This is a genomic window from Rhodococcus xishaensis, from assembly GCF_004011825.1.
Classification (GTDB): Bacteria; Actinomycetota; Actinomycetes; order Mycobacteriales; family Mycobacteriaceae; genus Prescottella; species Prescottella xishaensis.
Genome location: NZ_RKLO01000003.1, coordinates 46352 through 72058 on the forward strand (window position 1 = coordinate 46352; position 25707 = coordinate 72058).

Sequence of the window (25707 nt, forward strand, 5' to 3'; positions counted from 1 at the left end):
CCCCTACTTCATCGTCGGGATGACGAAGTGATCTACATGCTCTTTGACCCCGGAGGGCCAGCGCTGAGTGACCGTCTTGGTCTTGGTGTAGAACCGGACCGAGTCCGGGCCGTGCTGGCCGAGATCGCCGAAACCGGAGCGCTTCCATCCCCCGAACGTGTGGTAGGCGATCGGGACCGGGATCGGCACGTTCACACCGACCATGCCGGTGTCGACGCGTGAGCAGAAGTCGCGGGCGGTGTCGCCGTCGCGGGTGAAGATCGCGACACCATTGCCGTACTCGTGCTCGGACGGCAGCCGAAGCGCCTCCTCGTAGTCATGCGCGCGGACGACCTGCAGCACGGGACCGAAGATCTCTTCCTTGTATATCCGCATGTCCGACGTGACACGATCGAACAGTGTTGCACCGGTGAAGAATCCGTCCTCGTACCCGTCGAGCTTGAAGCCGCGACCATCCACGACGAGTTCGGCGCCCTCGTCGACTCCGGTCTGAACATAGCCGTTTACCCGAGCCAGGGCGTCGGCTCCGACGAGCGGACCGAAGTCGGCGGCCTCGTCGTCGGAGCGCCCGATCTTCAGCTTCGCCACTCGCTCGGCAAGCTTTTCGACCAGTGCATCCGCAGTCTGCTCCCCGACCGGCACCGCAACCGAAATGGCCATGCACCGTTCGCCCGCCGAGCCGTACCCGGCGCCGACGAGCGCGTCGGCGACCTGGTCGAGGTCGGCGTCGGGCATGACGATCGCGTGGTTCTTCGCGCCACCGAAGCACTGGGCACGCTTGCCGTGCGCGGTCGCGGTCTCGTAGATGTACTGTGCGATGGGGGTCGAGCCGACGAACCCGACGGCTTTGACCCGCGGATCGGTCAGCAGCACATCGACCGCATCCTTGTCGCCGTTGACGACGTTGAACACGCCCGGCGGCAGACCGGCCTCGAGGAACAGCTCGGCCAGGCGCAGCGGCACCGATGGATCCCGCTCAGAAGGCTTGAGCACGAACGCATTTCCGCACGCGAGGGCAGGCGCGGCCTTCCACAACGGGATCATCGCCGGGAAGTTGAACGGGGTGATGCCAGTGACCACGCCGAGCGGCTGACGCATCGAGAACACATCGATCCCGGCGCCCGCCGACTCCGTGTACTCCCCCTTGAGGAGGTGCGGGATGCCGGTGGCGAACTCGACGACCTCGAGTCCGCGCTGGATGTCACCTTTCGCGTCCGGGATGGTCTTGCCGTGCTCGGACGAGAGCAGCCGAGCGAGCGGTTCCATCTCGTCCTGGATCAGCTGCAGGAATCGCATCAGCACTCGTGCGCGGCGCTGCGGATTCCACGACGCCCATTCCTGCTGCGCCTCCGCAGCGCTCGCGATTGCGGCCTCGGTCTCGGGTCGGTCGGCCAACGGAACCCGAGCCTGCACCTGACCGGTGTTGGGGTCGTAGACGTCGGCGAATCGACCGGAAGCTCCTGGAATGCGCTTGCCGCCGATGAAGTGGGAGAGTTCTCGAACACCCATGTGCGAATCCACCCTTCTGTCGGGTCGGTAATTGCTTTGGTCAGCGCCCGCGTCGATCTCAATCGGCGCGATGGGGACGCATCACCCTCATATTCTTCGTTCATCCTATAGTTGGACGTCCAGGCACGTCCAGGTGTGAACCCGACAATCGCCCGAAGCCCAGATCAGAGCCCGAGTCCTCGGGGAGAATGACCATCCGAACGCCTGGTTTTCAGCAGTCACTTCCGGATGGAGATCAGCGATGGACGACCTGGGCGAACCTATTCTGGACACGATCGACCACCCCTTCTCGCGACGAGGCCTCCTCGGTGGCGCTGGAGCGCTACTGATCGCTGGCATGGCCGGTGCGGCCACCGAGGCCGCGGCGGGCCCCCGACTCGCGCGCTCGGCGTCGGGCAGCCTCCCTCACCGTCCCAACATCGTCGTATTGATCACCGATCAGGAACGCGAGCCCATGTACTGGCCGCAGGGGTGGTCCGAGGACAACCTGCCCAACCGCAAGCGCCTCGCCGACACCGGCCTGTCCTTCGACAACGCGATCTGCAACAGTGCAATGTGCTCGCCCAGCCGAAGCACGTTCTTCACCGGCCTCTACCCGGCGCAGCACGGCGTGACTGCGACCCTGACCGAGGGAGGAACGCTCTCCCCGACCGAACCGACTCTGCCGCTGGATATCCAGAACATGGCCAAACTGCTCGACTCCGCCGGCTACAACGTGCAGTACCGCGGAAAGTGGCACATGAGCAAGGGCGCCGAAGGCGGTGACCCGTCGAGCGCGGACCTTGCCGCCTACGGATTCCACGGATGGGTTCCGCCCGAAGGAGGCCAGGACACCAACCCCGACCACTTCGGCGGCGGATGCGCCGACCTCGACAGCGGCTACGCGGACCAGGCCGTCGACTTCCTACGTGGCGTCGACCCCGCCGACGACCGCCCGTTCGCGCTCATCGTCTCCCTGGTCAACCCGCACGACGTGCTCGCGTACCCGCGGACGTGGGACGCGATCAACGGCGACTGCGACAACTACGGTTCGGCCCCCGGCGTCTTCGAGCAGGGCATCGACCTGCCGCCGACGTACGGCGAGACCCTCGCCCTGAACTTCAAGCCCACACCCCAGATGCAGTCGCAGGTACTGCTCGCCGCCGGACTGGGCCCGCTGGCGGGAGAGCAGGCGGCCCGCAATTACATCAACTTCTACGCGTACATGCACAAGGTGGTCGACGAGCACATCGGCGCGGTCCTCGACGCCCTCGAATCCCGCCCCGGGATGCGGGATTCGACGGTCGTCGTCCGGATGTCCGACCACGGCGAACTGGGCCTGTCGCACGGTGGACTGCGGCAGAAGATCTTCAACGCGTACGAGGAAACATTGCGGGTACCCCTGGTGATCAGCAACCCGGTGCTGTTCCCGCAGCCCGTGCGCACCGGCGCCCTCGCCTCGCTTATCGACGTCATGCCGACACTCGCTACGCTCGCGGACGTGCCGGACCGCTCTGCGTGGGACTTCCGCGGCGTCGACCTCATGCCGATCGTCGCCGACGCAGCCGCGAACCCTGGTTCCCCCAGCACCGAGGTACAGGACGTCGTGCACTTCACCTACGACGACCAGAACTGCGGCGTCCCGAACGGGCAGAACATCGTCACCCAGCCCAACCACATGCGCACCATCCGGGACCACCGCTGGAAGTATTCGGTGTACTTCGATCCGGCCGGCGTCACGGCGCCACAGTTCGAGATGTACGACCTGGAGACAGATCCGCTCGAGCTGCACAACCGCGCCAACCCTCTGAACGTCGCCTACTTCGACCCGGCCCAGGCGGAACGGATGCACGCCAAGCTGTTCGAGGTCATGGAGCGGTGCGGGACGACGCCCGCCGTTGGTCTCGCGACGGTGCCGGTAGGGTCGTAGATCGCCAACGCGGCCACCACCCGCACCGCGCCACCGAGGTGGCCGCGCCGGGAAGCGGAGAACGGTTAGACCCCGAACATGATCAGGTTCGCGATGCCGACGAAGAAGTTCCATACATCGGCCAGGCTCTGGGAGATCACCCCTACGAGGGCACGCGCCGGCTCCGGCCACCCGACAAAGGGATTCGTCCCCCCCGGCGGGCTGGCCTTCGCGACTCCGCCGCCAACAAACAGGCCGCCAACGAGGAGAAGGACACCCAGGGACACGGCAGCTGCAGCGGCTCTGATCTTGTTCATGCCGGATACATCCGACCGGAGAGTCTGCGCGTTACTGCCAACGCCACGTGGCGAATTCGACCCCGAGTTGGAGGCGGGAGTCCCCCAGCGCCGTATACAGTTCGGCCATGTCCACCCAGACGACGGGGAGTGTGGTCGACACATATTCCGAACCGAACATCGAGTCCTGTGCGCTGATCACGATCGATGTGCAAACAGACTTCTCCCGCGACCAGGGCGCGGCCTATGTCGAGGGGACGGAACCCCTTCTTCAGACCATGGCGAAGATCGTGACGGCGTTCCGTCGCGCGGGTAGGCCGATCGTGCACGTGGTCCGTCTGTACGAGCGGGACGGTAGTAACGCCGAACTGTGCCGGCGCAACCTCGTCGCCGACAGTTCCGGGATCGCCGCTCCCGGCTCCGAGGGGAGCCAGCTGGACGTCGCGCTCCGCCCCAGCCCGGACGTCGCACTGGATCCGGAGTTGCTGCTGCGGGGCGAGTTCCAGAAGATCGCGGACAACGAGTGGCTGATGTTCAAGCCACGGTGGGGGGCGTTCTACGAGACGAACCTTCGCGCACATCTCCACCAGTTGGGCGTGGACTCGCTGGTGTTCATCGGCGCGAACTTTCCGAACTGCCCGCGCACGAGCATCTATGAGGCAACGGAGCGCGATTTTCGAGTGGCGATGGCGAGTGACGGCATCTCGGGGACCTACACCCGAGGTCTGGAAGAGTGCCGGGGTATCGGTGTCCGGGTCATGTCGAGCGACGAAATCTGTCGGTGGGTCGAACCAAGGCTGGTCGCCGAATCTCCCTGAGAGAATGGACATCACGCTCATGCCGGCGACATTCGATGGGCCGATCGGCAGCGGGGGACGCGCCGCGTGTCGCGGCTGTCAACGTCGGGGCTGATCGCGAAGCCTCGGATACCTGCTAAGTGCTTGTTCCTGTTCGCTGCTTCCGGCCGGGTAGAAGCCCGAGACCGCACCGTTGTCGCTGCTCGTCGAACAACACCCGGTCGGTCGGATGGAACACCGCATGCCGCACCATGCCCCCAGCGTAGGTTTCCTCGTCGGAAGCGGGCGCGCCGCGTTTCTCGTCGGCGAACAGGCGCTGAAGGTGATCCGAGGCACATTGGCCGTCTGTAACGCCGTCGATCCCTACCCCGACAACTCGGACGTCTACGACACATCTTCGGGGATGATCAGATGAAGCGTTCGGGGTTCGTTGTCGCTGGTGTGCTGCTGGCTGTCGGATTGGGCGGTGTCGCCACGCCGACAGCAACCGCTCTGGGTTCCAATACCTCGTCAGAGGAACGACCCTACAGTGACGAGTTCCGCCTCCCGTGGGAGCCGGCCACGCCGACGACCACTCCCGTACTCAGTCCGTTCGGCACAGCCGACATCTACTGCTGGTATGCGGGCGGCTTCACCGGGGTGTATCAGCTTGACCCGTGGGGTAACAAGCACCGCCTCGCGAGTGGCATGGGCTACTTGGGGAGCGCTGCCGCCAGCGTGAGCAGCGTGCCCCTGCTGGCCCTGCTGCCTCTGCCGTTCTACGTGTGGGATCTCACAACCCTCTGACCGGGGTTTCACGCGGACAACCCTGCCGCGGACCACACACCAACCACTCGATCTGCCCAACTACCCACTTGGAAGGTTCCACCTTGCGAAAGCGACTCACTACGATGGCCACCGGGCTGACCTGTGCAACAGTGGTATTCACTGCCACTGGATGCGGGAGCACCGATGCTCAGTCGGCTGAGGCCACTGCGAGTGCGCCGGTAACCTCGACCACGACCGCAGCGCCGCAGAGTTCGACCACCACCTCTGTAGCCGCCCCTACCGCAACAATTCCCGCAGACGCAACTGAACCAGCGCCGAATTCGAACCCGACAATCCCTACCGATGCGGCCCCGCAATCGTCGCAAGCCTCGACATCGGCAGACCTGCTGCTGACCGACGTGCGGGTCGGTCAGCATCCGGGCTTCGATCGCGTGGTCTATGAGTTCGCCGGTACGGGGACGCCGGGTTGGCGTGCACGCTACGTCGACGGCGCCTTTCAGGACAACAGTGGCAAGCCGATCTCTGTGGCAGGAGACGGAATTCTGCAGATCTACATCAACCGAATTGCGTTCCCCTCCGGCGACACCGAAACCGGTTCGTTTCCCTTGGTCCCAGGAACACCGGGGGGCGTAGTGACCGAGGTGCGGGAAGGAGTCAGCTGGTCCGAGGGTGACATGCAGTCGTTCATTGGTACTGCTCGTCCCGAACGCCCGTTCACGGTCTTCACGCTCAGCGAGCCTACCCGGGTCGTCGTCGACATCGCCGCGTGAACCAGTCTGGATTCAACTAGGGCTGGTATTGCCAATCCAGTCGACCGTCGACGATGTCCGGCGCCCATCCTCCGTGAAAGGTGCTACCGGCCTCGAGACTGTCGGCCAGGTCAGTGAGCATGGCACTCAGCGATACCCAGCGCGGACCGGCGTCGTCGGCACCGACCTTGTCGAACTCGGTGACGCAGCCATGCAGGGGTCCGGGGCGGGTGTCGACGAAGAGCAGGTTGCCGTCCCTGCCCGCGAAGGGAATGAACGCGGGTAGGAAGGTTCCGGCGGGCTCACCCGCCGAACTCTCCTCCGCGGATTCGGCACCCATCTCCTCGTCGATCTCGCCCCACACCTCGAGCTCCATCTTGCGTTCGTCGACGAGTCGGTCGAGATCGAACAGCTCGTGCGCGGGCAACAGCAAACACCAGTTCTCGCTCCCGATTCCGTCGACGTGCTCGAAGAACTTGACCAGTTCCGCGGGCCAGGTGGCACCGGTGGACTTGGCTGCTTCGGCAATGCGTGTCGGCTGAGCACCGCTGATACGGACGGAAGCCAGGTGGCTGCGCATCCAGTCCGCGATCCGGGTCCACTGCTCGGTGATCGATCCGGCTGGCGTCGATGACAGGGCTGGGGTCGATGACAGGGCTGGGGTCGATGACAGAACGGAGGCTGTCGTTGCCGGGGCGACTGAAAGCGACGCCTGCTCCCGCTCTCGGTCCAGTTGCTTCCGCTCTTGGTCGCGTCGCTTCCGCAGTTCGATGGCCTCTTCGATACGCGCACGCAAGACCTCGTCAGACAGATTCGGGTCGTCGAACCCACTCACCAGACCGAGGTCATCTCCGAGTTTTACATACGCCACCGGGTTGATCGTCTGCCCGTTCTCGTCCCGGATCACTTCTCGTCCGGCGCCAATGGCTTGGGCCAGTGCCGACTCGCGGTCGACGGCAGTCCCGCTACGGCTCACCGTGTTTTGGTTCGCGAGATTCCAGCACGACACCCACCACTCCATCGTCGAGTTTCCCTCCAGCCAATTCGAGTGCGTCGACCCTATCTGCGCTGCCGGGCGTGGTCGGACTCTGGTTCCTACATGACTCTTGTCCCTACAAGACGGAGCACACTCGGCGGGCGTATGCATAGGGCCTGATGCGGCTCAGCGCCGACGCCGGACCGCGCTCCCCAAAGCGCGGTAGCACTCGTCGAGGTCGCGCAGGGCCTTAGCCACCGCCGCCTGGTCTTCGACACCCTCACGAAGCACCTTTCGCAACAACATCGTGTCGAGATCATCCGGGGCCGAAGCGAACTCGACCTCAGGCAGGTCCGCGTAGCTGACGTCGTCTCCGAAGTGGTCGTCGCCGAACTGGCGGGCGCCGCCCGCTGGTGACTCATCCTCGCCGCCGACGGCACGGATGAGTGTGTCGAGGTCGAGTCCGCGCACCGCGAGCATCGTGATGGGATCGCGGTCGACGCGTTCGGCGAGTAGGTACGCGACCGCGGCGACATGCTTGCAGGGCCACTCAAGGTCGGGGCAGGTGCAGTCGAAATCGAGCTCACGCCCGCCGTCCGGCGCCAGCATGGGTGCAAGTTCCTGCGGCACTGCCCCGGCGGCGAGCGCGGCGAGCAGTCCGGGTGTCGACCGGACCGTGTCGACCAGCTCGGCGGTGTGCTCGTCGTCGAGGGTCCCCAGCGTCAACACCGCAGTGAACGGTGCGATCTGGCTACCCTGCACCTCGCCTGTGACCCGTCCGGCCGCGATGTCGAGGGCGACGACCTGGCCCCCGCGAGCGTAGGTGCGTCCGCGGCTGAGCCGGCCGCTGTCACCGACCTGTTCGAGCACGTCGATCAGGGCGCGCCCCCACCATCCGCGCGCGAACGCACCGCGCTTGGACGCGGCCTCGACGCCGCCGACCACGGGCCGGCGTTTGCCGAACTCTGAGAAATCAGGGCGTCCCCGCTGCGGGCTCATTCGCCGACCGCTTCATCGCCGAGCGTCAACAGGTCGTGGAGCTGATCGGTGCTCATCTCCGTGATCCATCGCTCACCGGTCCCGATAGCAAGATCCGCGAGCTCCTGCTTGTTCGAAATCATCGCGTCGATCCGCTCCTCGAGTGTGCCGACGCACACCAGCTTGCGGACCTGGACGTCGCGGCGCTGACCAATCCTGAAGGCTCGATCGGTGGCCTGGTTCTCCACCGCTGGATTCCACCAGCGATCCAGGTGCACAACGTGATTAGCTGCAGTCAGATTGAGGCCCGTTCCGCCGGCCTTGAGTGAGAGCAGCATGATCGGCGGTCCGCCCGTGCCCTGGAACCGTTCGACCATCCGGTCGCGGCGTGCCTTCGGGACGCCGCCGTGCAGGAACGGCACATCGACACCGAACCGCTCCGACAGGTAGGGCTCCACGAGATCCCCGAACTCCCGGAACTGCGTGAACAGCAGGGCTCGCTCACCGTCTGCGGTCACCGCGTCGAGTATGTCCTCGACGAGACCAAGCTTGCCGGACCTGTGCCGACCGCGGCGCAACACCCCGGACCCGTCGCCCAGGAAATGCGCCGGATGGTTGCACACCTGCTTGAGCCGGGTGAGCGCGGAGAGAACCGCACCCTTGCGCTGCATGCCCTCGGTGTCCTTGATCTTCTTGAGCATGTCGTCGACGACCGCCCGGTACAGCGCGGCCTGCTCGACAGTGAGGTTCGCCCGCACCGTCATCTCCTGCTTGTCCGGCAGATCTGAGATCACGGCGGGATCGGTCTTGACGCGCCGCAGGATGAACGGCGCCGTCACTGCCCGCAGCCGTGAGACGGCGGCCTCATCGTGCTCGCGTTCGATCGGTACAGCGAACCGGGCCCGGAAGGCCTGTGGGCTGCCGAGCATCCCGCGGTTGACGAAGTCGAGGATCGACCGCAGCTCGTCGAGCCGGTTCTCTACCGGGGTTCCGGTGAGCGCGACGCGGTGCTCTGCCGGGATCGCACGGGCCGCACGTGCCTGTGCGGTTGCCGAGTTCTTGATGTGCTGCGCCTCGTCGAGCACCACCCGGCGCCACGTTTGCTCCCCCAGCACTGCGGCATCGCGGGCGAGCAGCGAGTACGTGGTGATCACCAGATCGCTGGTTCGTACCGCGGCGGCCATCTCCTCACCGCGGTTGCGGTCGGCGCCGTGGTGCACGTGCACCCGCAAGTCCGGGACGAACCTGGCGGCCTCGCGCTGCCAGTTGCCCACCACCGACATCGGGCACACCAACAGGGTCGACTTACCGGACCGCTCGTGGGCGAGCAGAGCGAGCAGCTGCAGCGTCTTGCCGAGACCCATGTCGTCGGCGAGGACGGCGCCGAGTCCGGCCTCGCTCATGAACGCGAGCCAGTCCAGGCCTCGCTGCTGGTAGGGGCGCAAGCCGGCCTGGAGGCCGGGCGGTTTCGGGACCGGCGACGGTTCGAGGGTGCCGTCGAGCAGGGTGCCGACCCACCCGGTGGCCTCTACCTCCTGCACCGGGACCGGTGGCCGTTCCGCCTCGGTCAACTGACCCAGCAAGCCGCCCAGCGTACCCTCGGCACCCGAATTCCGTTGCGTCACGTAGCGGGCCGCCTGCGCGAGCACGGCTGCGTCCGCCTGCACCCACTGGCCCCGCAGCCGCACCAGATCGCTCTGGGTGTTCGCGAGCCGGGTCAGCTCGTCCGCGGTGAGAACCATGTCACCAAGCGCGAGTTCCCAGTCGTACCCGATGATCTCGTTCATGCCGACCGCGCGTTCCTCTGCGGCGGGTGCCGGTGGCGACGACACCCGAACACGCAACGACGGCGAGACCACCGCCCACGCCCGGGGTAGGAGCAGAGTGATGCCGGAGTGCTGCAGCGCCCGTGCTCCGTGCAACACGAGGTCGGTGACGACGGCCGTCGGCAGCAACAGATCGAGGCCGTCCGGGTCGGAGGGCAGGTCCCGGAGCCTCGGATAGGCCGCGACGGCGGCGGCGAGCTTGCGGACCCCGACCTCGAGCAGCCGGGCTTCGGTGCGGTGCAGCAGGATCGGCGACGGCGCCTCTCCCTCGGGTCGCAGGCAGACCTGCAGCCGCCACAGGGCGTCGTCGTCGGGGTCGGTCTCGGGGTCGGGCTCGACTAGCCGCAGCACCAGTTCAGGCTCGTCGACGGTGAGACTCTCCCGCCAGGCATCGAGCCCGGTCGCCATCCGGTGGTTGCCATCGTCGTACGGTTCGCCGCGAAGCAACGCCCGCAGCAGCGGGTGCTCGGAGTCCCGGTCCCCCAGCAGATGCCGCACCACCGCATCGGCGAGTTCGCCGACGAAGTCGTCGAGGATCTCGCGCGGAGTGCCCTCGAACCGCTGCACCGGCGGCATCGCGGCCGCCATCTCGGCCAGCCACGCACGCTGGCGCTCGCCGCCGAGCAGTCGCCACCTGGGCCACCAGTGCCCCTCCGTCCGGCACAGTTCGGGTACCACACGTCCGGCCCGCGCCCACGTTTCGACACCGCGCGCCACATGCGTGAGGTAGCGCAGGTCCCCCGAGACGTCACGGGCGTCGTCGGGGACCGCTAGCAGGACATCGGCGGCCTCGGCCGGCGCGAGCGCAAGTACAGGTACCCGTTCCGCACGCACCCCGACCGCGTCGGGAAAGTGGATCGTGTGGTGCCTGCGGAAGCGGCGGCGCAGGACGTGCCCGAGCGGTTCGGGCAGATCGAGCAGATCGGACCCAGGACCTCGCCACAGCAGGAGACCCGCCCCCGGCGACCAGAGCCCGTGCAGCATGCGGTCCATCCAACCAGCCGCCGCCGACATACCTGGAGTTCACCCCGCCACCAGGCCATACTAGGCGCAGGTGGAAGGCGGGGTGCTGGACATGACGATCATGCTTCAGGTCTTCGAACAGGTGTACTCGCCCACGACACCCTGGCAGCACCGCAAGATTGCGTTCATCGATGCCGACCACATCGTCGCAATGCGACTCGACGGCCAGTCCGGAGTGTGGCTCGACGTCACCAAGCAGGGCGAATCGCACCGGTTGGCCACCACACGGTCCGCGGCGGAGGCCTGCTACTTCCTGCTGAGCGTCTTCGGCAAGATCGCCGAATGCCAACAGAAGGGCGGATCGTGGATCATCGGGCACGACGGCTTCGACGCCGCCACGATCCATGCCGCAAAGTTCCCGCTTTCCTGACATGCGCTGTCGGTGCCGTCCGGCACACTGCCACCGACTGGTGTGATCGGGAGGGGCAGTCATGGGGGGATTCAGTCGATGGGGGTATTGACGAGGGTCGCGCTGTGCGTCGCGGCAGCCGCGCTCGCATTCGGGTTTTCATCGTGTGCCCTCGGTCCGGACGCGCCGGGACCGGCCCCGGGCAGCCCCTCCCGAGCGGCCGTCGACGACCTGCTCGCCCGGGTCGCGGTCGTGCCGGTGCGGCCCGATGTTCCGGGCTACGAGCGTGGTTGCCGGGCCGGTCAGGCATGCGTGTTCGGGCCGTCCTGGTCCGACGACCACTCGGGCCGCGGCGGCCACGACGGCTGCGATACTCGCAACAACGTGCTCTCGGTCGACCTCACCGACGTCGCCTTCCGCCAAGGCAGCCACGACTGCGTCGTGGTGTCCGGAACGCTCGCCGACCCGTACTCGGGCCATCGGATCGATTTCACCAAACAGGACGCGAATTCCGTGCAGATCGACCACGTGTATCCGCTCGCCGCGGCGTGGGACTTGGGAGCTGCCGCGTGGTCACCGGAGCGACGCCGCGACTTCGCGAACGACACCACCTACAACCTGCTTGCGGTCGGTGGGCCCGAGAACCAGGCCAAACGCGACAGCACACCGTCGGAGTGGCTGCCACCCGAGCCCGCTAACCACTGCTTCTACGTCGGCAAGTATCTGAGCGTCGCGGTGCGCTACGAGCTGCCGATCACCGCCGCAGATCGCGACACGATCGAGACTGTCGCGACGAGGTGCCCGTGACGAGTCAGCCACATGAGCGCGTACCGCCGATTAGCGTGGACGAGGTGAGCCGCACGATCACCGAAGCAGTCACGAAGGACACCCGGCTGTGCATGTCGCTGTCGGGTCGGCCGAGCAACATTGGTACCCGCTTCCACAACTACCTCTACGACGAACTCGGCCTCGACTTCGTCTACAAGGCGATGACGACAACCGACCTGGCTTCCGCGATCGGCGGCATCCGCGCCCTCGGGATCCGCGGATGTGGGGTGTCGATGCCGTTCAAGGAGGCGTGCATCGAGCACGTCGACGTGGTTCATCCGTCGGCGTCCGCGATCGACTCGGTGAACACGATCGTCAACGAGGACGGCGAACTTCACGCGTACAATACCGACTACCAAGCCGTCACCGATCTCCTCCGCCGGGCGGAACTGAGTCCCGACCTTGCAGTCGCTGTCGCGGGCAGCGGCGGAATGGCAAAGGCTGTCGTAGCAGCTTTGCGGGACAGCGGATTCCACTCGGTCACCGTGGTCGCACGCAATCAGCAAACTGGGTCTGCGTTGGCGCAGACATACGGCTTCGAATGGCGGCCCGACCTCGGCGAGGCGCGCCCTCAACTACTCGTCAACGCCACCCCGATCGGCATGGCCGACGGACCCGACCGCGAGACCGCGCACGGACTGCCGTTCCCCGAGGCCGCGGTCCTCGCGGCGAGGTCGGTGTTCGACGTGGTCGCGACCCCACCGGACACCCCGCTGGTCCGAATGGCCACCTCGCACCACAAGACCGTGATCACGGGCGCTGAGGTGATCGCGCTGCAAGCGGCCGAACAGTTCGCGCTCTACACCGGGGTACGGCCGACCTCCGACCAGATCCGGCGAGCGTCCGAATTCTCGAGGTCCTAGATGTCGGAGAAGTCGCAGCTGCCGCCGAGCGAACCGGACGAGTCACCGAGTGAATCGGACGAGTCACCGAGCGCCCGTCTGGCACGCAACTTCGCTGAACTCTTGCAAGAACTCCGCGTTCAACAGGCAGGCGTGCAGATCCTGTTCGCGTTCCTGCTGGCCATCGTGTTCACCGAGCAGTACCCGGAACAGTCTCTGTACGTGCGGGGCCTGCACCTGGTGACGATGCTGTGCGCGGCTGCGTCCTCGGTGCTGCTGATCGCCCCGGCGGTGTGGCATCGCATCCTGTTCCGGCAACAACGACGCGAGGACATCCTGCGACAGGCGAACCGGTGCTCGCTCGCCGGCTCGATCTTCCTCGCGGCGACAATGATCGGGACGGTGCTGATTGTCGCCGAGCTCGCGGTCGGCGGCTGGGGTGCGAAGCTCATCGGGTCGATCACGGCGGTCGTGTTCGCCGGGTTGTGGTTCATCGTGCCCGCGTTCCTCCGGCACGACGACGAGCTTCGGTAGACGGCTCCGGGGCCGCTGACGTCGAGTCGGAGATGGCCCGCCGGGGCCTCAGCGGCCGGTGGTCGTGGAAAGCGATCGTCTGCTACTGGAAGGCCGATCGGACGAACTCTGTGGTGTCGGGCAGGGAGGCAGGCATCGTCGTGAGGTGACCGTCCGGGTACGTGCGGAATACGAAGTCCTGGCCGGCGGCCGTCAGCTCCGAGACCAGCACGAACGTGAACCCCGCGGGGACGACATCGTCGAAGAGCCCCTGTCCGATGAACAGTGGGCGGTCGTAGCCGGTGACGGGCACGGCCACCGAGTGCTGCAGCGCCGCCTGCATTGCGGGATCTGCCAGCGGCCGTGACAACAATTGGCCGATGGTCACGTTCCCGAATTGGGCCTGTGCATCCTCGTAGCAGAGCGACTCGAGGCGACCGAGAACGTCGAGGCCGACCGGGCTCAGGTAGCTGTCGACGTTCAGCTCGGGATGCGCGGCACGGAGGCCGACGAGCCCGTATCCCACGAACACCGTGCTCCCGGTGAGCGGCAGCGGTGGAAAGTCCGGGCCCGTCACCGGCGCCAGCTTCTCGAGGTTCGACGGAGCCCCGGTTGCGACGGTGCCGCGAAAGTCGAGTTCGGGCGCATACCGGGTGGCGATCGACGCGGTGGCCAGGACCGCGTGACCGCCCTGCGACTGCCCGAGCGCCACCCACCGGTCCGACAGGGACGGTGTCACGGCCCGGCCCGCACGGACCATGTCGATCACACTGTGTGCCTCCGACGGTCCGTCCAGGTACGGATGGATCCCCGGCGTCCCCAGCCCGACGTAGTCCGTTGCGACGATCGCATACCCCTCCTGGAGCCAGGATTCCAGATACGGGCCGGCGATCTGCCCTGTGACAGTCGGCGCGCAGGCGTCGGCGACGCCGACGGTGCCGTGCGCCCACGAGACCACCGGCCAGCCGCCGGGTGGGGGATCGCCCGGCGGCAGCAGGACTGCCCCGGTGCTCAGCGCCGGCCGACCCTCGGGGCCGATGGTCCAGTAGGTCACGTACGAGCCCGCGGCGACACCTTGGGGCAACGCACCGGGCGGCATCGGCGAGGAGGTGACGACCGTGCCTGGGGCGTCCAATGCGGTCTGCGCCCGGACCGGGGCCACCAGCAACGACAGGCCGAGCACCAGCGCGACGGTGATGCCTGCCAACCGACCGAGTGGTGATCTCATCGCGCAGTCCCTGGGCCACCACGACCGCCCCTCCGACCGATTGGCCGACACGGCGTGGATCCCTCCAGTGTGCCTGCTAGACGGTGCGGCTGACTGCCCAGCCAGACTCGAGGCGCTATCGTCTGATTTCATGGCAGCCCCCGCCGAGCCCGAGCCTCGCGCCGAGGCCTATCCCGCGTTGTGGCCGGTACCTACGCGCTGGGCCGACAACGACCACTACGGTCACGTCGACAGCATCGCCTACTACTCCTACTTCGATACCGCAGTCAACGGGTGGCTCATGGCCAGCACCGGCCTCGACATCCGAGAACTGGCGGCAATCGGGATCGTCGCAGAGACGTCGTGCCGGTTCGTGCGCGAACTCTCGTTCCCAGATCAACTGCACGTCGGACTCTCCGTCGAACACCTCGGGACGAGCAGCATCGTGTATGCGCTCGCGATCTTCCGGGAAGAGTCCGACGGAATCCTCGAGCTAGCGGCCACCGCGCGGTTCGTTTACGTCTACGTCGACCCCGATACCCGTCGACCGGTCCCGATTCCCCCCGAGATTCGCAGTGCCGCAAGCCTGATCGTGGTATCGGAAGACTAGACCGGTCCGGTTCAGGCGAGCCCGACCTCGTCGGCGGTGGCAACCGCGCGGCGGACGATCCCGTCGATCATCTCGACCGACGGCCCACCACTCGAGGCCAGGTTCCGGGGGTCGTCGATGGTACGGCGCAGCGCTCCTTCGGCGATGATTGCAAGCTTCCACAATGCGAGGACTTGCCAGAAGCCCACGGCCGACACGTCCCGCTCGGTTTCACGGACGTAGACGTCCACCAGTTCCTCCGGTGTCGGGAAGCCCTCGAGAGTCGAAACGGTGAACGGTCCGGGTGTCCGGTCGCCGCGTTGCGGCCAGAACGCGAGCAGGCAGCCGAGGTCGGCAATCGGGTCGCCCAGCGTGCACAACTCCCAGTCGAGCACCGCGACGACGTGGCAGTCCTCGGGCGAGATGATGACGTTGTTGAGGTGGAAATCACCGTGTACCAGGGTGGTTTCCGTCTGCCGCGGGATGTTGCGCGACAGCACCTCGGCGAGCGAGTCGACGTCGGGTAGATCCCGTGTCTTGGACTGTTCCCACTGCGTGGACCACCGTCGGAGCTGGCGCGTGGCATAGGGTTTGGTGCTGGCGAGGTCGAGCAGACCGGCGAGTTCGAGATCTACGCGGTGGATGCGCGCGAGCGTCGTGGGTAGCGACAGCCCTATCGCGCGGCGCTGATCGGGCGTGAGCTGTTGCGCCGCCGCCTCGTCGTCGATCACGATTCCGTAGACATAGCTCATCAGGACCAGCGGTGTGTCCGTGACCGCCGGATCCGTTGTGAGACTGATCATTTTCGGGACAGGCACATCGGTCCCCTGGACCGCTGACACAATTCGGTACTCGCGTTCGACATCGTGCGCCGATATGAGCAGCCGCCCGAACGGCGGCCTGCGCAGTACCCAGCGGCCGCCTCCCGAATCACGCACCGCGAAAGTGAGATTCGACTGGCCACTCCCGATCCGCTCGAACGACAGCGGCATGAGCGCGCCGACTCCGAGTTCGGCGATCCACATCGAGACGGCATCCTCGTTCAGGCCGACAACGCCCATTTCGCATCACTCCCCTGCCGCGTCTCGTGCGTTCGTCCGGACAGCGAAAACCGACTACTTGGCGAATCTTTCGATCGACGCCCCTCACCGCTTGTCCGAAGATGCTACCGTCCGCGTGCCATCAGACGGGTATCGCGGACGCTGCGGAGCGATCACTGACGCGCAGTACGCTCGAGCAGCGGCGCGGTCCGCGGAACCACCAACTCGCGCATCACCAGGGCCATGTTGGTTCGTTCAACACCGGGAATCTTGAGAATCTGCCCCGCCAGCCGATACAGATCGTCTGTGTCGGTGGCCACCACCTTCACCGACAGATCGGTCAATCCAGTCATCCCGTACACCTCGACGACCTCCGGGATGTCGGCGAGGGCGTCGACGACTTCGTCGAGTCGGTGCTGGTCCAGCTGGGTGGCGACGAAGGCGGCGAGCGGGTAGCCCAGAGCCCGCGGATCGACGAGGCGATCGAAGCCCGCCAGCACGCCTGACCCCTCCCATCGAGCAAGCCGCGCCTGCACCGTATTGCGCGAGAGCCCGAGCCGATGAGCGAGATCCACCCCGGGCGCACGTGGATTGCGGGACAGCTCCAACAGAAGTCGGGCATCGGTCGCATCGAGATTGGTCATATTACGCAGTGTGCCAGGCTTTTGGCCCATGATTCTGCGCATTGTGCTGAACTGTGACCGTATCACTTGCGCAGATCGCGGTATCACGGATGCTGTGAGGTAGAGCACAAACACCCGGTCGCTGCCCACGAAGCGGCCACCGGGCCGGAGCCCGAGGTGATCCGATGGCCGACAAGATCGACCTCCCGGTGCAGCTTGTCCAACCTGACGGACGACGCGTGCACCGCCCCGACTACGCGGCGCTCGTGTCCGACGTGGGCTCGGAACAACTGCGAAGCCTGTACGAGGACATGGTGGTCGCGCGGCGCATCGACACCGAGGCGACCGCCTTGCAGCGGCAGGGCCAGCTCGGCATCTGGGCGCCGCTGATCGGGCAGGAAGCCGCGCAGGTCGGCTCGGTACGAGCGCTCGATCCCGAGGATTACATCTTCATCAGCTACCGCGAGCATGCGGTGGCCTACTGTCGGGGTGTCGACCCGGCGGTCCTGACCCGCATGTGGCGGGGATGCGCCCATTCAGGCTGGGATCCGGAAACGGTGAACATGACCAATCCGGCGCTCGTGGTGGGGGCACATGGCCTGCACGCGACGGGTTACGCGATGGGCGTGCATCTCGACGGCGCGGAGATCGCCACCGTCGTGTACTTCGGCGACGGCGCCGTCAGCGGGGGCGACCTGTCCGAGGCGCTCGGCTTCGCGTCGAGTTTCAATGCGCCGGTCGTGTTCTTCTGCGAGAACAACCAATGGGCCATCAGCGAACCAGTGCAACTGCAGAGCCCCAGCCCGATAGTGTCCCGGCCCGCCGGGTACGGCATGCCCGCCGTCCAGGTGGACGGCAACGACGTGCTCGCGGTGCTCGCGGTCACCCGGCAGGCCGCCCGTCGTGCCCGCGAGGGCGCCGGGCCGTCCTTCGTCGAGGCCATCACGTACCGGATGGGCGCGCACACCACCGCCGACGACCCCACCCGCTACAGGACGTCAGCGGAGCTCGAGGTGTGGAAGGCGCGCGACCCGATCGACAGGATGCGCCGTCTACTCGAGCGCGAGGGGCTGTTCGACGACACCTTCGCCGACCGAGTACAGGCTCACGCCGACGAGGTCGCGGCGCGCCTGCGCAGTGGCACCCTCGAGACACCCGATCCTGAGCCGGACGAACTGTTCGCGCACGTCTATTCCACCGATCACCCCCTGATCAACGAGGAGCGCGCGGCCTACCGGGCGTACCTGGACACCCTGAATCCCGACTCCGTGAATGCCGACACCCTGAACGCCACCGAGGAGACCTTGTCATGACCGCCGTCGTCAGTTCCGCGACCACGATGACGCTCGGCGACGCCCTCAACACCGGCCTGCGCAGGGCCCTCGAGGACGACCCGAAGGTGGTGCTGATGGGCGAGGACATCGGCAAGCTCGGCGGCGTCTTCCGTATCACCGACGGCCTGCAGAAGAACTTCGGCCCGGCGCGCGTGATCGACACCCCACTCGCCGAATCCGGAATCGTGGGAACGGCGTTCGGGCTGGCGTTACGCGGCTACCGGCCTGTGTGCGAGATCCAGTTCGACGGGTTCGTCTACCCCGCGTTCGACCAGATCGTGTCTCAGGTCGCCAAGATCCACTACCGGACGCGCGGACATGTGAAAGTCCCTCTGACGATTCGCATCCCGTACGGCGGCGGTATCGGTGCGGCCGAGCACCACTCGGAGTCACCGGAGGCGTACTTCGCGCACACCGCCGGACTGCGTGTGGTTACGCCGGGCAACCCGGCCGATGCGTACACCATGATCCGGCAGGCGATCGCCCTCGACGATCCGGTCGTGTTCTTCGAGCCCAAGCGGCGGTACTGGGATCGCGGCGAGGTCGACCTGGAGGTCGGGGTGAGCGCTCCGCCGGCACTGCCGCTCGACCAGGCCCGCATCGCCCGGCCCGGCACTGATGTCACCCTGGTCGCCTACGGGTCCATGATGCCGACTGCGTTGGAGGCCGCCGAGATCGCGGGCGCCGAGGGCATGTCTCTCGAGGTCGTGGACCTGCGCTCGCTGTCCCCGATCGACTTCGAAACCGTCGAGGGGTCGGTGCGGCGCACCGGCCGCCTGGTAGTCGCGCAGGAGGCACCGATCTTCGCCGGTCTCGGTGCCGAGATCGCCGCCCGCATCTCCCAGCGCTGCTTCTACCAACTCGAGGCGCCAGTCCAACGGGTCGGGGGATTCGACATCCCGTATCCGCCATCGCGGCTCGAACGCCATCATGTCCCCGACGCCGACCGCATTCTCGGCGCTGTCGACGAGGCTCTGGCCGCGTGACCGGCGAGGAACCGGCACAATGACCCGGGTCGAGGAGTACCGACTTCCCGACCTCGGCGAGGGTCTGACCGAGGCGGAGGTGCTCTCTTGGGCGGTCGCCGTCGGCGACACCGTCGAACTCAACCAGGTGATCGGCGAGGTCGAGACGGCGAAAGCCGTGGTGGAGCTGCCGTCCCCGTTCGCCGGTGTGGTCCGGGAGTTGCTGGCGCAGCCCGGCGACACTGTGCCCGTAGGCGCCGGGCTGATCCGGATCGAGGCCACCGCAACCGACGGCGAGATCGAGGGCACCGCAGCCGACGGTGAGGTCGAGGCCACCGAAAGCGACGGCGAGCAGAAGACCAGTGCGGTTCTCGTCGGATATGGCCCGTCCGGTTCCGCGACAAGCCGACGTCGCCGTCGCACGCAGAGCCCTCCAAAGCAGAGCCCCCCAAAGCAGAGCAGGCAGCAACCATCGAGAGCGCGACCAGCCCTGGCCGTCCCCGCCGCTCGCCGTCTCGCTCGGGAGCTGGGCGTCGACCTGTCCACGGTCAACGGCACCGGCCGCGACGGGGCGATCACCGTCGACGACGTCACCCGTGCGCGGGGCGGTCCCGAACCGGTCGCGGCCCCCGCCGAGGGCGAGCGTGAGACCCGCACACCGATCCGCAGCGTGCGCCGGCAGACCGCGTCGGCGACGGTCGCCAGCGCCTTCACCGCTCCGCACGTCACCGAGTTCCTGACCGTGGATGCCACCGAGACCGTGCAGGTGCTGCACCGCCTGCGGGCATCCCCGTTGTTCAACGGGCTGCACCTGACACCTCTGACACTGGTGGCCAAGGCGCTGCTGCTCACGCTGCGCGAACATCCCAGTCTGAACTCGACGTGGGCGGAGGACACCCAGGAGATCGTCACCAAGCACTACGTCAATCTCGGCATCGCGACCGCCACCGACCGCGGCCTGATGGTGCCGAATATCAAGGACGCCGACCAGTTGACGCTGCCCGACCTGTGCCGGGCGATCGGCGAACTTGTCGACACCGCCCGGGCCGGCAACGCGACACCCACGGATCTGACCGGCGGGACGATCACGATCACGAACGTCGGGATGTACGGCGTCGACACGGGCACACCGATCCTGAACCCGGGCGAGGCCGCGATCCTCGCGCTCGGCGCGATCAACCGGCGACCGTGGGTGGTGGGTGACGACATCGTCGCCCGGGACGTGACGACGCTCAGCGTGACCGTCGACCACCGCCTGGTCGACGGCGAGCAGGCGTCGGAATTTCTGTCCGACCTAGGCGCGATGCTCGCCGACCCGGTACCCGCCCTGCTCGCTCAACTCTGACGTACGGGGCCCACTCCGACCTACGGCGGCCAACTCTGGGCTACAGGGCCTTGAGCTCCTCGGTGACCTCGGAAACCATCTTCTTGGCATCGCCGAACAACATCGACGTCTGATCCGCGGTGAACAATGGGTTGTCGATGCCGGCGTAGCCGGACGACATCGAACGCTTGAGCACGATGACGGACTTGGACTGGTCGACATTGAGGATCGGCATGCCGTAGATCGGCGAGCCCGCGTCCTCGCGCGCGGACGGGTTGGTGACGTCGTTGGCGCCGATGACGACGGTGACATCGGTGCGTCCGAATTCGCCGTTGATGTCGTCCATCTCCTTCATCGCGTCGTATTCGACATCTGCCTCAGCCAGAAGGACATTCATGTGACCGGGCATCCGTCCGGCGACCGGGTGGATCGCGTACTTGACCTCGACCCCACGCTCGTCGAGGAGGTCGGCCATCTCCTTGACCGCGTGCTGGGCCTGGGCCACCGCGAGACCGTATCCCGGGACGACGATGACCTGGTTGGCATACGCCATCTGGATGGCCGCATCGGACGCGGACGTGGCCTTCACGGTTCCACCGGCGGTTGCGCCCACCGCACCGCCGGCTTCGCCGCCACCGAACGCACCGAAGACGATCGCGGGGATCGAGCGGTTCATGGCCTTGGCCATGAGGTTGGTCAGGATCGAGCCCGAGGCGCCGACGATCATGCCTGCCACGATCATCGCCTGATTGTTCAACGCCAGACCCATCGCGGCGGCGGACAGACCGGTCATGGCATTGAGCAGCGAAATGACGACGGGCATATCGGCGCCGCCGATCGGCAGCACTACGAACAGGCCCATCACACCGGCGGCGACGAGCAGAGCACCGATCCAGATCGTCGAGGTCGGCGCGTTGGCCGGGTCGGCATTGACACCGATGAAGATGGCGACGCCGACCGCAGCCAGCGCGAGCACGATGTTGGCCAGCTGGAAGGCCTTCGCCGCCGCCACGACCCTCTTCTCGAGGTTCTTGTTCAGCAACTCCTGCAGTTTCGCGAACGCGACCAGCGAACCCCAGAACGAGATCGAACCGACGATCGCGGCGAACAACGAGCCCACGACGAACGGCGCCGACGGGACCGTGTCCACGTCGGTGAACCCGTCCGAGCCCAGGAACTCGGCCCACGCGATCAGCGCCACAGTGCCGCCACCGACGCCGTTGAAGAGCGCGACGAGCTGCGGCATCGCCGTCATCCTCGTTCGCAACGCCGGGGGAACACCGAGCACGACGCCGACCAGCAGACCGGCGATGATCAGCGCCCAGTTGTCGGTGTCGCGGATGTCGATCAGGACCGCGACGACCGCGACGAACATGCCCGCCGCGGCAATGTAGTTGCCGCGCACCGCAGTGCGCGGTCCGGTCAGACCCATCAGGCCGTAGATGAACATCGCGAACGCCGCGATGTACAGGGTGGAGACGAAGTAGCTCATCAGGCGTCACTCCCCTTCTTCGCGGCCGCGCTGTTACGAGCTCCTGCGGCGTCCTTCCTGGACTTGAACATCCCCAGCATGCGGTCGGTGACGACGAAGCCACCAACGACGTTCAGCGTTCCGAACACCAGCGCGACGAACAGGATGATCTTGATCGACCACGGGGCGTCGGAAGGCAGATGGCCTAGCACGATCAGCGCGCCGAGCACGACGATGCCGTGGATTGCGTTGGTGCCCGACATCAGCGGGGTGTGCAACGTGTTCGGCACCTTTGAGATCACGGCGAAGCCCACGAACCCGGCGAGGACGAGGATCGCGATGTTCGCCAGCAATTCGGTGTACATCTAGGAGTTCTCCTTCGAGCGAGTCACGCGCGCGCCGCTGAGGATCTCGTCCGAGAAATCCGGCTCCAGTGCGCCGTTCTCGTCGAGCATCAACTCGAGCAGCGCGGCGACGTTCTTGGAATACAGCTCGGACGCGTGTTCGGGCATCGTGGCCGGCAGGTTGAGTGGGCTGCAGATCGTCACACCGTGCTCCACGATGGTCTGACCGGGCTCGGTCAGCTCGCAGTTGCCGCCGGTCTCACCGGCCAGGTCGACGATGACGCTGCCCGGTTTCATACCTTCCACGGCAGCGGCGGTCACCAGGCGGGGCGCAGGACGGCCCGGCACCAGCGCGGTGGTGATGACCACGTCGAAGCCCTTGATGGCATCTTCGAGGGCCTGCTGCTGCTCGGCTCGCTCGGCGTCGGTCAGCTCACGGGCGTAGCCACCTTCCCCGGCTGCGTCGATGCCCAGGTCGAGCCATTGTGCGCCGACCGACCGCACCTGTTCGGCGACCTCGGGGCGCACGTCGTAGCCGGTGGTACGGCCGCCGAGTCGCTTCGCGGTGGCGAGCGCCTGCAGACCGGCCACCCCCACCCCGAGAACGAGCACCGACGCGGGTTTCACGGTTCCGGCCGCGGTGGTGAGCATCGGAAAGAAGCGGGTGGACTCGGACGCGGCGACCAGCACGGCCTTGTATCCGGCGACGTTCGCCTGCGACGACAACGCATCCATCACCTGCGCGCGTGAGATGCGCGGGATCGCCTCGACGGCGAACGCTGTGACACCGGCCGCGGCGAGCGCACCGATCTGGTTGTCGGCGTTGCGTGGGGCGAGGAAGCCGATCAACATCTGCCCCGCTCTGAGCTTCGCGACTTCCGCATCCGACGGCGGCGCGACCTTGACGACAACGTCGCACGCCCACGCGTCACCGACGGTGGCACCGGCCTCCCTGTACAACTCGTCCGGTATCAGCGCGCCTAGCCCGGCCCCGGCTTCGACGACGACGCCGACACCCTTGTTGGACAGGGACGCTACAACCTTGGGCACCAGCGCGACCCGTCGCTCGTCGGCACCGGTCTCCCGAACGACACCGACCGACGGGTGCACCTGGTCCGCGCTCTTCGATGTTTCCAATGTTTCGACTTCCTGCGGTAGATGGTGTGCCTGCCGCGATCGGCAGCAACTGTCGAGCGATCGGCGGATACCGACCGACCGGTGCAAGTGGTCCACGATGTTAGCCAGAACTACCGTCGGCGAGGGAACCCTCGCATGTCGCCGAAGTTGTCTGAATCGAGTCCGAACTGAGGTATACCACCCCCACCCTGAGTCACACTTGTTTCAACGGTTCCCACGGCTGACGCCGGGGGAATTTCCAGGCGGCGTTCGGTGGATCGGTTCACGACCTCCCATGGATGCAACCTGGCGCCCAAGCCGGCCCATGACGCGGAGGTGGGGAGATGCCCTCGAGAGTCGTCGATGTCGAACGTGTGTACGACCATCCGGGGGCCGAGCCGGGGTTCCGGGTGTTCGTCGACAGGCTGTGGCCGCGCGGGCTGCGCAAGGATTCGTTCCACTATGACGAGTGGGCGAAGGACCTGGCGCCGTCGACGGAACTGCGCCGGTGGTACAGCCACGACATCGCCGAGTTCGCCGAGTTTCGCTCCCGCTACCTCGCCGAGTTGGAGTCCGCGGACGGGCGTAGCGCCGTCGAGCGGGTTCTGGCCCTCGCCCAGAACCGTCCTCTCGTCTTGCTCACTGCGACACAAGACGTCGAGCACAGCCACGCGTCCGTGCTCCGCCAGTTCCTCGAGGAGTCGACCTGACCGCTTCGCGGTGACCTTGCCGGGCACCGGCCGTCGACCCTGCCGGGCACCGGTCGTCGCACCGCTGTGGCGATGGTCATAGAGTGACAGGGTGACCACCGATGCAGCGAGCGAAGAAGCGATCACATCAGTCGATTTCCACTTCGACCCGATGTGCCCGTTCGCGTTCCACGCGTCGCGATGGATCCGACACGTACGCGCGGAGACCGCGATCGACATCGCGTGGCGCTTCTTCAGCCTCGAGGAGATCAACCGCCGTGACGACCAGAAGCACCCGTGGGAGCGCGAGTGGTCGTACGGGTGGTCGCTGATGCGGATCGGGGCGCTCCTACGCCGCGAGAGCATGGACCTGCTCGATCGCTGGTACGCGGCGACCGGGCACCTGCTGCACACCGACGGCGGTAAACCGCACGATCCGAACGTCGCCCGCGGACTGCTCGAGCGACTCGGACTCGACCCGGCGATACTCGACGCCGCACTTGCCGATCCCACAACGCACGACGACGTTCGCGCCGACCACGACCGCGTGGTGGCGGCGGGTGGGTTCGGGGTCCCGACGCTGTTCGTCCAGGGCACCCCGTTCTTCGGTCCGGTGTTGGTCGATCCACCCGAGGGCGAATCCGCTGTGCGCTTGTGGAACACACTGACCGAACTGCTCGAGTTCCCCCACGTATACGAGATCCAGCGAGTCAAGGGGGCCGCGGATACCGCGGCGATCGGGCAGGCACTCGAGCCCTATGTGCGGGGCCGGGACTGGCAGAGCGTCAACCGAGGAGAGGTCGTGGACCTTTCGATACTGGAAACGGAGAGCGATACATGAGCGAGTTCCCCCACGATGTGCTGGTCGAGGCCCTGTCTGAACAGTGGACCGCGCTCGACGAGTTGCTGTCCACGGTCGAAGGCGACGCCTGGATCACCCCCACCGCGCTGCCGGGCTGGACGGTGCGCGACATCGTCTCGCACATCGTCGGGACCGAAACGCTGCTGTCGGGCGAGACGCCTCCGGGGACTGCGATCGACGTACACACACTCCCCCACGTACGCAACGAGATCGGCGCGCTGAACGAGCAGTGGGTCGAGGGTCTGCGCGCACACACCGGAGAGCAGATCCTGGCAATGTTCCGCGAGATCACTCAAAGCCGGCGTGCTGCTCTCGGCACGATGACGCAGGAAGATTTCGACGCTCCGGCCGCGACACCGGTCGGGCCATCCACGTACGGCCGCTTCATGCGCATTCGGATGTTCGACTGCTGGATGCACGAGCACGACATCCGCGACGCACTCGGTGCCCCCGCCGGTGACGAGGGCGGCAAGCGAGGAAACGTCGCGTTCGCCGAGATCGAGGGGGCACTTGGCTTCATCGTCGGCAAGCTCGGCCGAGCACCGGAGGGTGCGCGGGTGACGATCGAGCTGTCGGGGCCGCTGGCCCGCACGATCCACGTCGAGGTGGACGGCCGGGCCGCGGTGGTGCCGCAACTGTCCGGGCCGGCGACGGTGAAGATCGCGATGGACTCACGCCTGTTCGTGCGGCTGGCGGGCGGGCGCACCACGGCTGCCGAGCACGTGTCGGAGTTCGAACTCGACGGGGACGTCGAGGTGGGGCGGCGGATCGTCGACAATCTCGCGTTCACGATCTGAGCGC

General features: G+C 66.6%; 26 protein-coding genes. 15 read left to right on the forward strand and 11 right to left on the reverse strand.

What is annotated here, in order from left to right; all coding sequences use genetic code 11:
- Positions 1–3: 3 nt before the first annotated feature.
- On the reverse strand, positions 4–1509 hold the full coding sequence (locus EGT50_RS07675) for a CoA-acylating methylmalonate-semialdehyde dehydrogenase (RefSeq protein WP_127952471.1): 1506 nt from the start codon (positions 1507–1509) through the stop codon (positions 4–6).
- A 241-nt stretch (positions 1510–1750) separates the two neighbouring features.
- On the opposite strand from EGT50_RS07675, the gene EGT50_RS07680 reads away from it, so the two are divergent.
- The gene (locus tag EGT50_RS07680) at positions 1751–3418 is read left to right on the forward strand and encodes a sulfatase-like hydrolase/transferase (RefSeq protein WP_127952474.1); all 1668 of its coding nucleotides are present in this window, start codon (positions 1751–1753) and stop codon (positions 3416–3418) included.
- 65 nt (positions 3419–3483) lie between these two features.
- Here the strand turns inward: EGT50_RS07680 and EGT50_RS07685 are convergent, their stop codons facing one another.
- A complete protein-coding gene (locus EGT50_RS07685; protein WP_127952477.1) occupies positions 3484–3714 on the reverse strand; it encodes a hypothetical protein in 231 nt (76 codons plus the stop codon).
- 107 nt (positions 3715–3821) lie between these two features.
- On the opposite strand from EGT50_RS07685, the gene EGT50_RS07690 reads away from it, so the two are divergent.
- From EGT50_RS07690 to EGT50_RS17225, 3 genes are all read left to right on the forward strand, one after another.
- A complete protein-coding gene (locus EGT50_RS07690) occupies positions 3822–4511 on the forward strand; it encodes a cysteine hydrolase family protein (protein WP_127952480.1) in 690 nt (229 codons plus the stop codon).
- A gap of 390 nt (positions 4512–4901) precedes the next feature.
- Entirely contained in the window at positions 4902–5276 is a 375-nt protein-coding gene (locus EGT50_RS07695; protein WP_127952484.1) for a hypothetical protein, read from the forward strand.
- A gap of 380 nt (positions 5277–5656) precedes the next feature.
- On the forward strand, positions 5657–6028 hold the full coding sequence (locus tag EGT50_RS17225) for an AMIN domain-containing protein (protein ID WP_235870641.1): 372 nt from the start codon (positions 5657–5659) through the stop codon (positions 6026–6028).
- 16 nt (positions 6029–6044) lie between these two features.
- On the opposite strand, the gene EGT50_RS07705 is transcribed toward EGT50_RS17225, so the two are convergent.
- The 3 genes from EGT50_RS07705 to EGT50_RS07715 form a co-directional block, all read right to left on the reverse strand.
- Complete coding sequence (locus EGT50_RS07705) at positions 6045–6983, reverse strand: SMI1/KNR4 family protein (protein WP_164873363.1); 939 nt, start codon at positions 6981–6983, stop codon at positions 6045–6047.
- Positions 6984–7169: 186 nt separating this feature from the next.
- Positions 7170–7982: an SWIM zinc finger family protein gene (locus EGT50_RS07710; RefSeq protein ID WP_127952493.1), complete on the reverse strand. Its 813-nt coding sequence runs from the start codon at positions 7980–7982 to the stop codon at positions 7170–7172.
- The gene (locus EGT50_RS07715) at positions 7979–10771 is read right to left on the reverse strand and encodes a DEAD/DEAH box helicase (protein WP_206615776.1); all 2793 of its coding nucleotides are present in this window, start codon (positions 10769–10771) and stop codon (positions 7979–7981) included. The genes EGT50_RS07710 and EGT50_RS07715 overlap by 4 nt, the downstream gene beginning before the upstream one ends.
- Before the next feature lie 91 nt (positions 10772–10862).
- Between EGT50_RS07715 and EGT50_RS07720 the strand changes: the two genes are divergently transcribed.
- The 4 genes from EGT50_RS07720 to EGT50_RS07735 all read left to right on the forward strand — a co-directional run bounded on the left by EGT50_RS07720 (position 10863) and on the right by EGT50_RS07735 (position 13363).
- Positions 10863–11180, forward strand: a complete 318-nt coding sequence (locus tag EGT50_RS07720; protein WP_127952500.1) for a hypothetical protein — start codon at positions 10863–10865, stop codon at positions 11178–11180.
- A 78-nt stretch (positions 11181–11258) separates the two neighbouring features.
- Positions 11259–11966, forward strand: coding sequence for an HNH endonuclease family protein (locus EGT50_RS07725; protein ID WP_127952504.1), 708 nt, complete (start codon positions 11259–11261; stop codon positions 11964–11966).
- A 44-nt stretch (positions 11967–12010) separates the two neighbouring features.
- A complete protein-coding gene (locus EGT50_RS07730) occupies positions 12011–12850 on the forward strand; it encodes a shikimate 5-dehydrogenase (protein WP_127952509.1) in 840 nt (279 codons plus the stop codon).
- Positions 12851–13363, forward strand: coding sequence for a DUF6328 family protein (locus EGT50_RS07735; protein ID WP_206615777.1), 513 nt, complete (start codon positions 12851–12853; stop codon positions 13361–13363).
- Between the two features lie 82 nt (positions 13364–13445).
- Here EGT50_RS07735 and EGT50_RS07740 read toward each other — a convergent pair whose 3' ends face one another.
- Entirely contained in the window at positions 13446–14570 is a 1125-nt protein-coding gene (locus EGT50_RS07740) for a lipase family protein (RefSeq protein ID WP_127952512.1), read from the reverse strand.
- A 130-nt stretch (positions 14571–14700) separates the two neighbouring features.
- On the opposite strand from EGT50_RS07740, the gene EGT50_RS07745 reads away from it, so the two are divergent.
- Complete coding sequence (locus EGT50_RS07745; RefSeq protein ID WP_127952516.1) at positions 14701–15159, forward strand: acyl-CoA thioesterase; 459 nt, start codon at positions 14701–14703, stop codon at positions 15157–15159.
- 11 nt (positions 15160–15170) lie between these two features.
- Here the strand turns inward: EGT50_RS07745 and EGT50_RS07750 are convergent, their stop codons facing one another.
- Positions 15171–16199, reverse strand: coding sequence for a phosphotransferase family protein (locus tag EGT50_RS07750; RefSeq protein ID WP_127952519.1), 1029 nt, complete (start codon positions 16197–16199; stop codon positions 15171–15173).
- Between the two features lie 152 nt (positions 16200–16351).
- On the reverse strand, positions 16352–16822 hold the full coding sequence (locus tag EGT50_RS07755) for an Lrp/AsnC family transcriptional regulator (protein ID WP_127952522.1): 471 nt from the start codon (positions 16820–16822) through the stop codon (positions 16352–16354).
- A 164-nt stretch (positions 16823–16986) separates the two neighbouring features.
- Here EGT50_RS07755 and pdhA point away from each other — a divergent pair, with 164 nt between their 5' ends.
- Genes pdhA through EGT50_RS07770 form a run of 3 tightly spaced genes read left to right on the forward strand, consistent with a single transcriptional unit; the run spans position 16987 to position 20445 of the window.
- Positions 16987–18114 (forward strand): pyruvate dehydrogenase (acetyl-transferring) E1 component subunit alpha, encoded by a 1128-nt coding sequence (gene pdhA, locus EGT50_RS07760; protein WP_127952525.1) that lies wholly within the window; start codon positions 16987–16989, stop codon positions 18112–18114.
- Complete coding sequence (locus EGT50_RS07765) at positions 18111–19121, forward strand: alpha-ketoacid dehydrogenase subunit beta (protein WP_127952528.1); 1011 nt, start codon at positions 18111–18113, stop codon at positions 19119–19121. Before pdhA ends, EGT50_RS07765 begins: the two co-directional genes overlap by 4 nt.
- Before the next feature lie 19 nt (positions 19122–19140).
- On the forward strand, positions 19141–20445 hold the full coding sequence (locus EGT50_RS07770) for a dihydrolipoamide acetyltransferase family protein (RefSeq protein WP_127952531.1): 1305 nt from the start codon (positions 19141–19143) through the stop codon (positions 20443–20445).
- Between the two features lie 40 nt (positions 20446–20485).
- On the opposite strand, the gene EGT50_RS07775 is transcribed toward EGT50_RS07770, so the two are convergent.
- From EGT50_RS07775 to EGT50_RS07785, 3 genes are read right to left on the reverse strand one after another with little or no spacing between them, the layout of a single operon-like run.
- The gene (locus EGT50_RS07775; RefSeq protein ID WP_127952534.1) at positions 20486–21916 is read right to left on the reverse strand and encodes an NAD(P)(+) transhydrogenase (Re/Si-specific) subunit beta; all 1431 of its coding nucleotides are present in this window, start codon (positions 21914–21916) and stop codon (positions 20486–20488) included.
- Complete coding sequence (locus tag EGT50_RS07780; RefSeq protein ID WP_127952536.1) at positions 21916–22260, reverse strand: NAD(P) transhydrogenase subunit alpha; 345 nt, start codon at positions 22258–22260, stop codon at positions 21916–21918. The genes EGT50_RS07775 and EGT50_RS07780 overlap by 1 nt, the downstream gene beginning before the upstream one ends.
- A complete protein-coding gene (locus EGT50_RS07785) occupies positions 22261–23376 on the reverse strand; it encodes a Re/Si-specific NAD(P)(+) transhydrogenase subunit alpha (RefSeq protein ID WP_127952539.1) in 1116 nt (371 codons plus the stop codon). It abuts the gene before it with no gap.
- Positions 23377–23699: 323 nt separating this feature from the next.
- Between EGT50_RS07785 and EGT50_RS07790 the strand changes: the two genes are divergently transcribed.
- From EGT50_RS07790 to EGT50_RS07800, 3 genes are all read left to right on the forward strand, one after another.
- Positions 23700–24065 (forward strand): DUF488 domain-containing protein, encoded by a 366-nt coding sequence (locus EGT50_RS07790; RefSeq protein ID WP_127952542.1) that lies wholly within the window; start codon positions 23700–23702, stop codon positions 24063–24065.
- Between the two features lie 121 nt (positions 24066–24186).
- A complete protein-coding gene (locus EGT50_RS07795; RefSeq protein ID WP_235870678.1) occupies positions 24187–24885 on the forward strand; it encodes a mycothiol-dependent nitroreductase Rv2466c family protein in 699 nt (232 codons plus the stop codon).
- A complete protein-coding gene (locus EGT50_RS07800; RefSeq protein WP_127952547.1) occupies positions 24882–25703 on the forward strand; it encodes a maleylpyruvate isomerase family mycothiol-dependent enzyme in 822 nt (273 codons plus the stop codon). Before EGT50_RS07795 ends, EGT50_RS07800 begins: the two co-directional genes overlap by 4 nt.
- The last annotated feature ends 4 nt before the right edge of the window (positions 25704–25707 follow it).

Bases quoted from the DNA above. Each gene is read 5' to 3' on its own strand.
- EGT50_RS07675 (WP_127952471.1), bottom strand. From the start codon at position 1,509: ATGGGTGTTCGAGAACTCTCCCACTTCATCGGCGGCAAGCGCATTCCA.
- EGT50_RS07680 (WP_127952474.1), top strand. From the start codon at position 1,751: ATGGACGACCTGGGCGAACCTATTCTGGACACGATCGACCACCCCTTC.
- EGT50_RS07685 (WP_127952477.1), bottom strand. From the start codon at position 3,714: ATGAACAAGATCAGAGCCGCTGCAGCTGCCGTGTCCCTGGGTGTCCTT.
- EGT50_RS07690 (WP_127952480.1), top strand. From the start codon at position 3,822: ATGTCCACCCAGACGACGGGGAGTGTGGTCGACACATATTCCGAACCG.
- EGT50_RS07695 (WP_127952484.1), top strand. From the start codon at position 4,902: ATGAAGCGTTCGGGGTTCGTTGTCGCTGGTGTGCTGCTGGCTGTCGGA.
- EGT50_RS07710 (WP_127952493.1), bottom strand. From the start codon at position 7,982: ATGAGCCCGCAGCGGGGACGCCCTGATTTCTCAGAGTTCGGCAAACGC.
- EGT50_RS07715 (WP_206615776.1), bottom strand. From the start codon at position 10,771: ATGCTGCACGGGCTCTGGTCGCCGGGGGCGGGTCTCCTGCTGTGGCGA.
- EGT50_RS07720 (WP_127952500.1), top strand. From the start codon at position 10,863: ATGACGATCATGCTTCAGGTCTTCGAACAGGTGTACTCGCCCACGACA.
- EGT50_RS07725 (WP_127952504.1), top strand. From the start codon at position 11,259: ATGGGGGTATTGACGAGGGTCGCGCTGTGCGTCGCGGCAGCCGCGCTC.
- EGT50_RS07735 (WP_206615777.1), top strand. From the start codon at position 12,851: ATGTCGGAGAAGTCGCAGCTGCCGCCGAGCGAACCGGACGAGTCACCG.
- EGT50_RS07740 (WP_127952512.1), bottom strand. From the start codon at position 14,570: ATGAGATCACCACTCGGTCGGTTGGCAGGCATCACCGTCGCGCTGGTG.
- EGT50_RS07745 (WP_127952516.1), top strand. From the start codon at position 14,701: ATGGCAGCCCCCGCCGAGCCCGAGCCTCGCGCCGAGGCCTATCCCGCG.
- EGT50_RS07750 (WP_127952519.1), bottom strand. From the start codon at position 16,199: ATGGGCGTTGTCGGCCTGAACGAGGATGCCGTCTCGATGTGGATCGCC.
- EGT50_RS07755 (WP_127952522.1), bottom strand. From the start codon at position 16,822: ATGACCAATCTCGATGCGACCGATGCCCGACTTCTGTTGGAGCTGTCC.
- pdhA (WP_127952525.1), top strand. From the start codon at position 16,987: ATGGCCGACAAGATCGACCTCCCGGTGCAGCTTGTCCAACCTGACGGA.
- EGT50_RS07765 (WP_127952528.1), top strand. From the start codon at position 18,111: ATGACCGCCGTCGTCAGTTCCGCGACCACGATGACGCTCGGCGACGCC.
- EGT50_RS07770 (WP_127952531.1), top strand. From the start codon at position 19,141: ATGACCCGGGTCGAGGAGTACCGACTTCCCGACCTCGGCGAGGGTCTG.
- EGT50_RS07775 (WP_127952534.1), bottom strand. From the start codon at position 21,916: ATGAGCTACTTCGTCTCCACCCTGTACATCGCGGCGTTCGCGATGTTC.
- EGT50_RS07780 (WP_127952536.1), bottom strand. From the start codon at position 22,260: ATGTACACCGAATTGCTGGCGAACATCGCGATCCTCGTCCTCGCCGGG.
- EGT50_RS07790 (WP_127952542.1), top strand. From the start codon at position 23,700: ATGCCCTCGAGAGTCGTCGATGTCGAACGTGTGTACGACCATCCGGGG.
- EGT50_RS07800 (WP_127952547.1), top strand. From the start codon at position 24,882: ATGAGCGAGTTCCCCCACGATGTGCTGGTCGAGGCCCTGTCTGAACAG.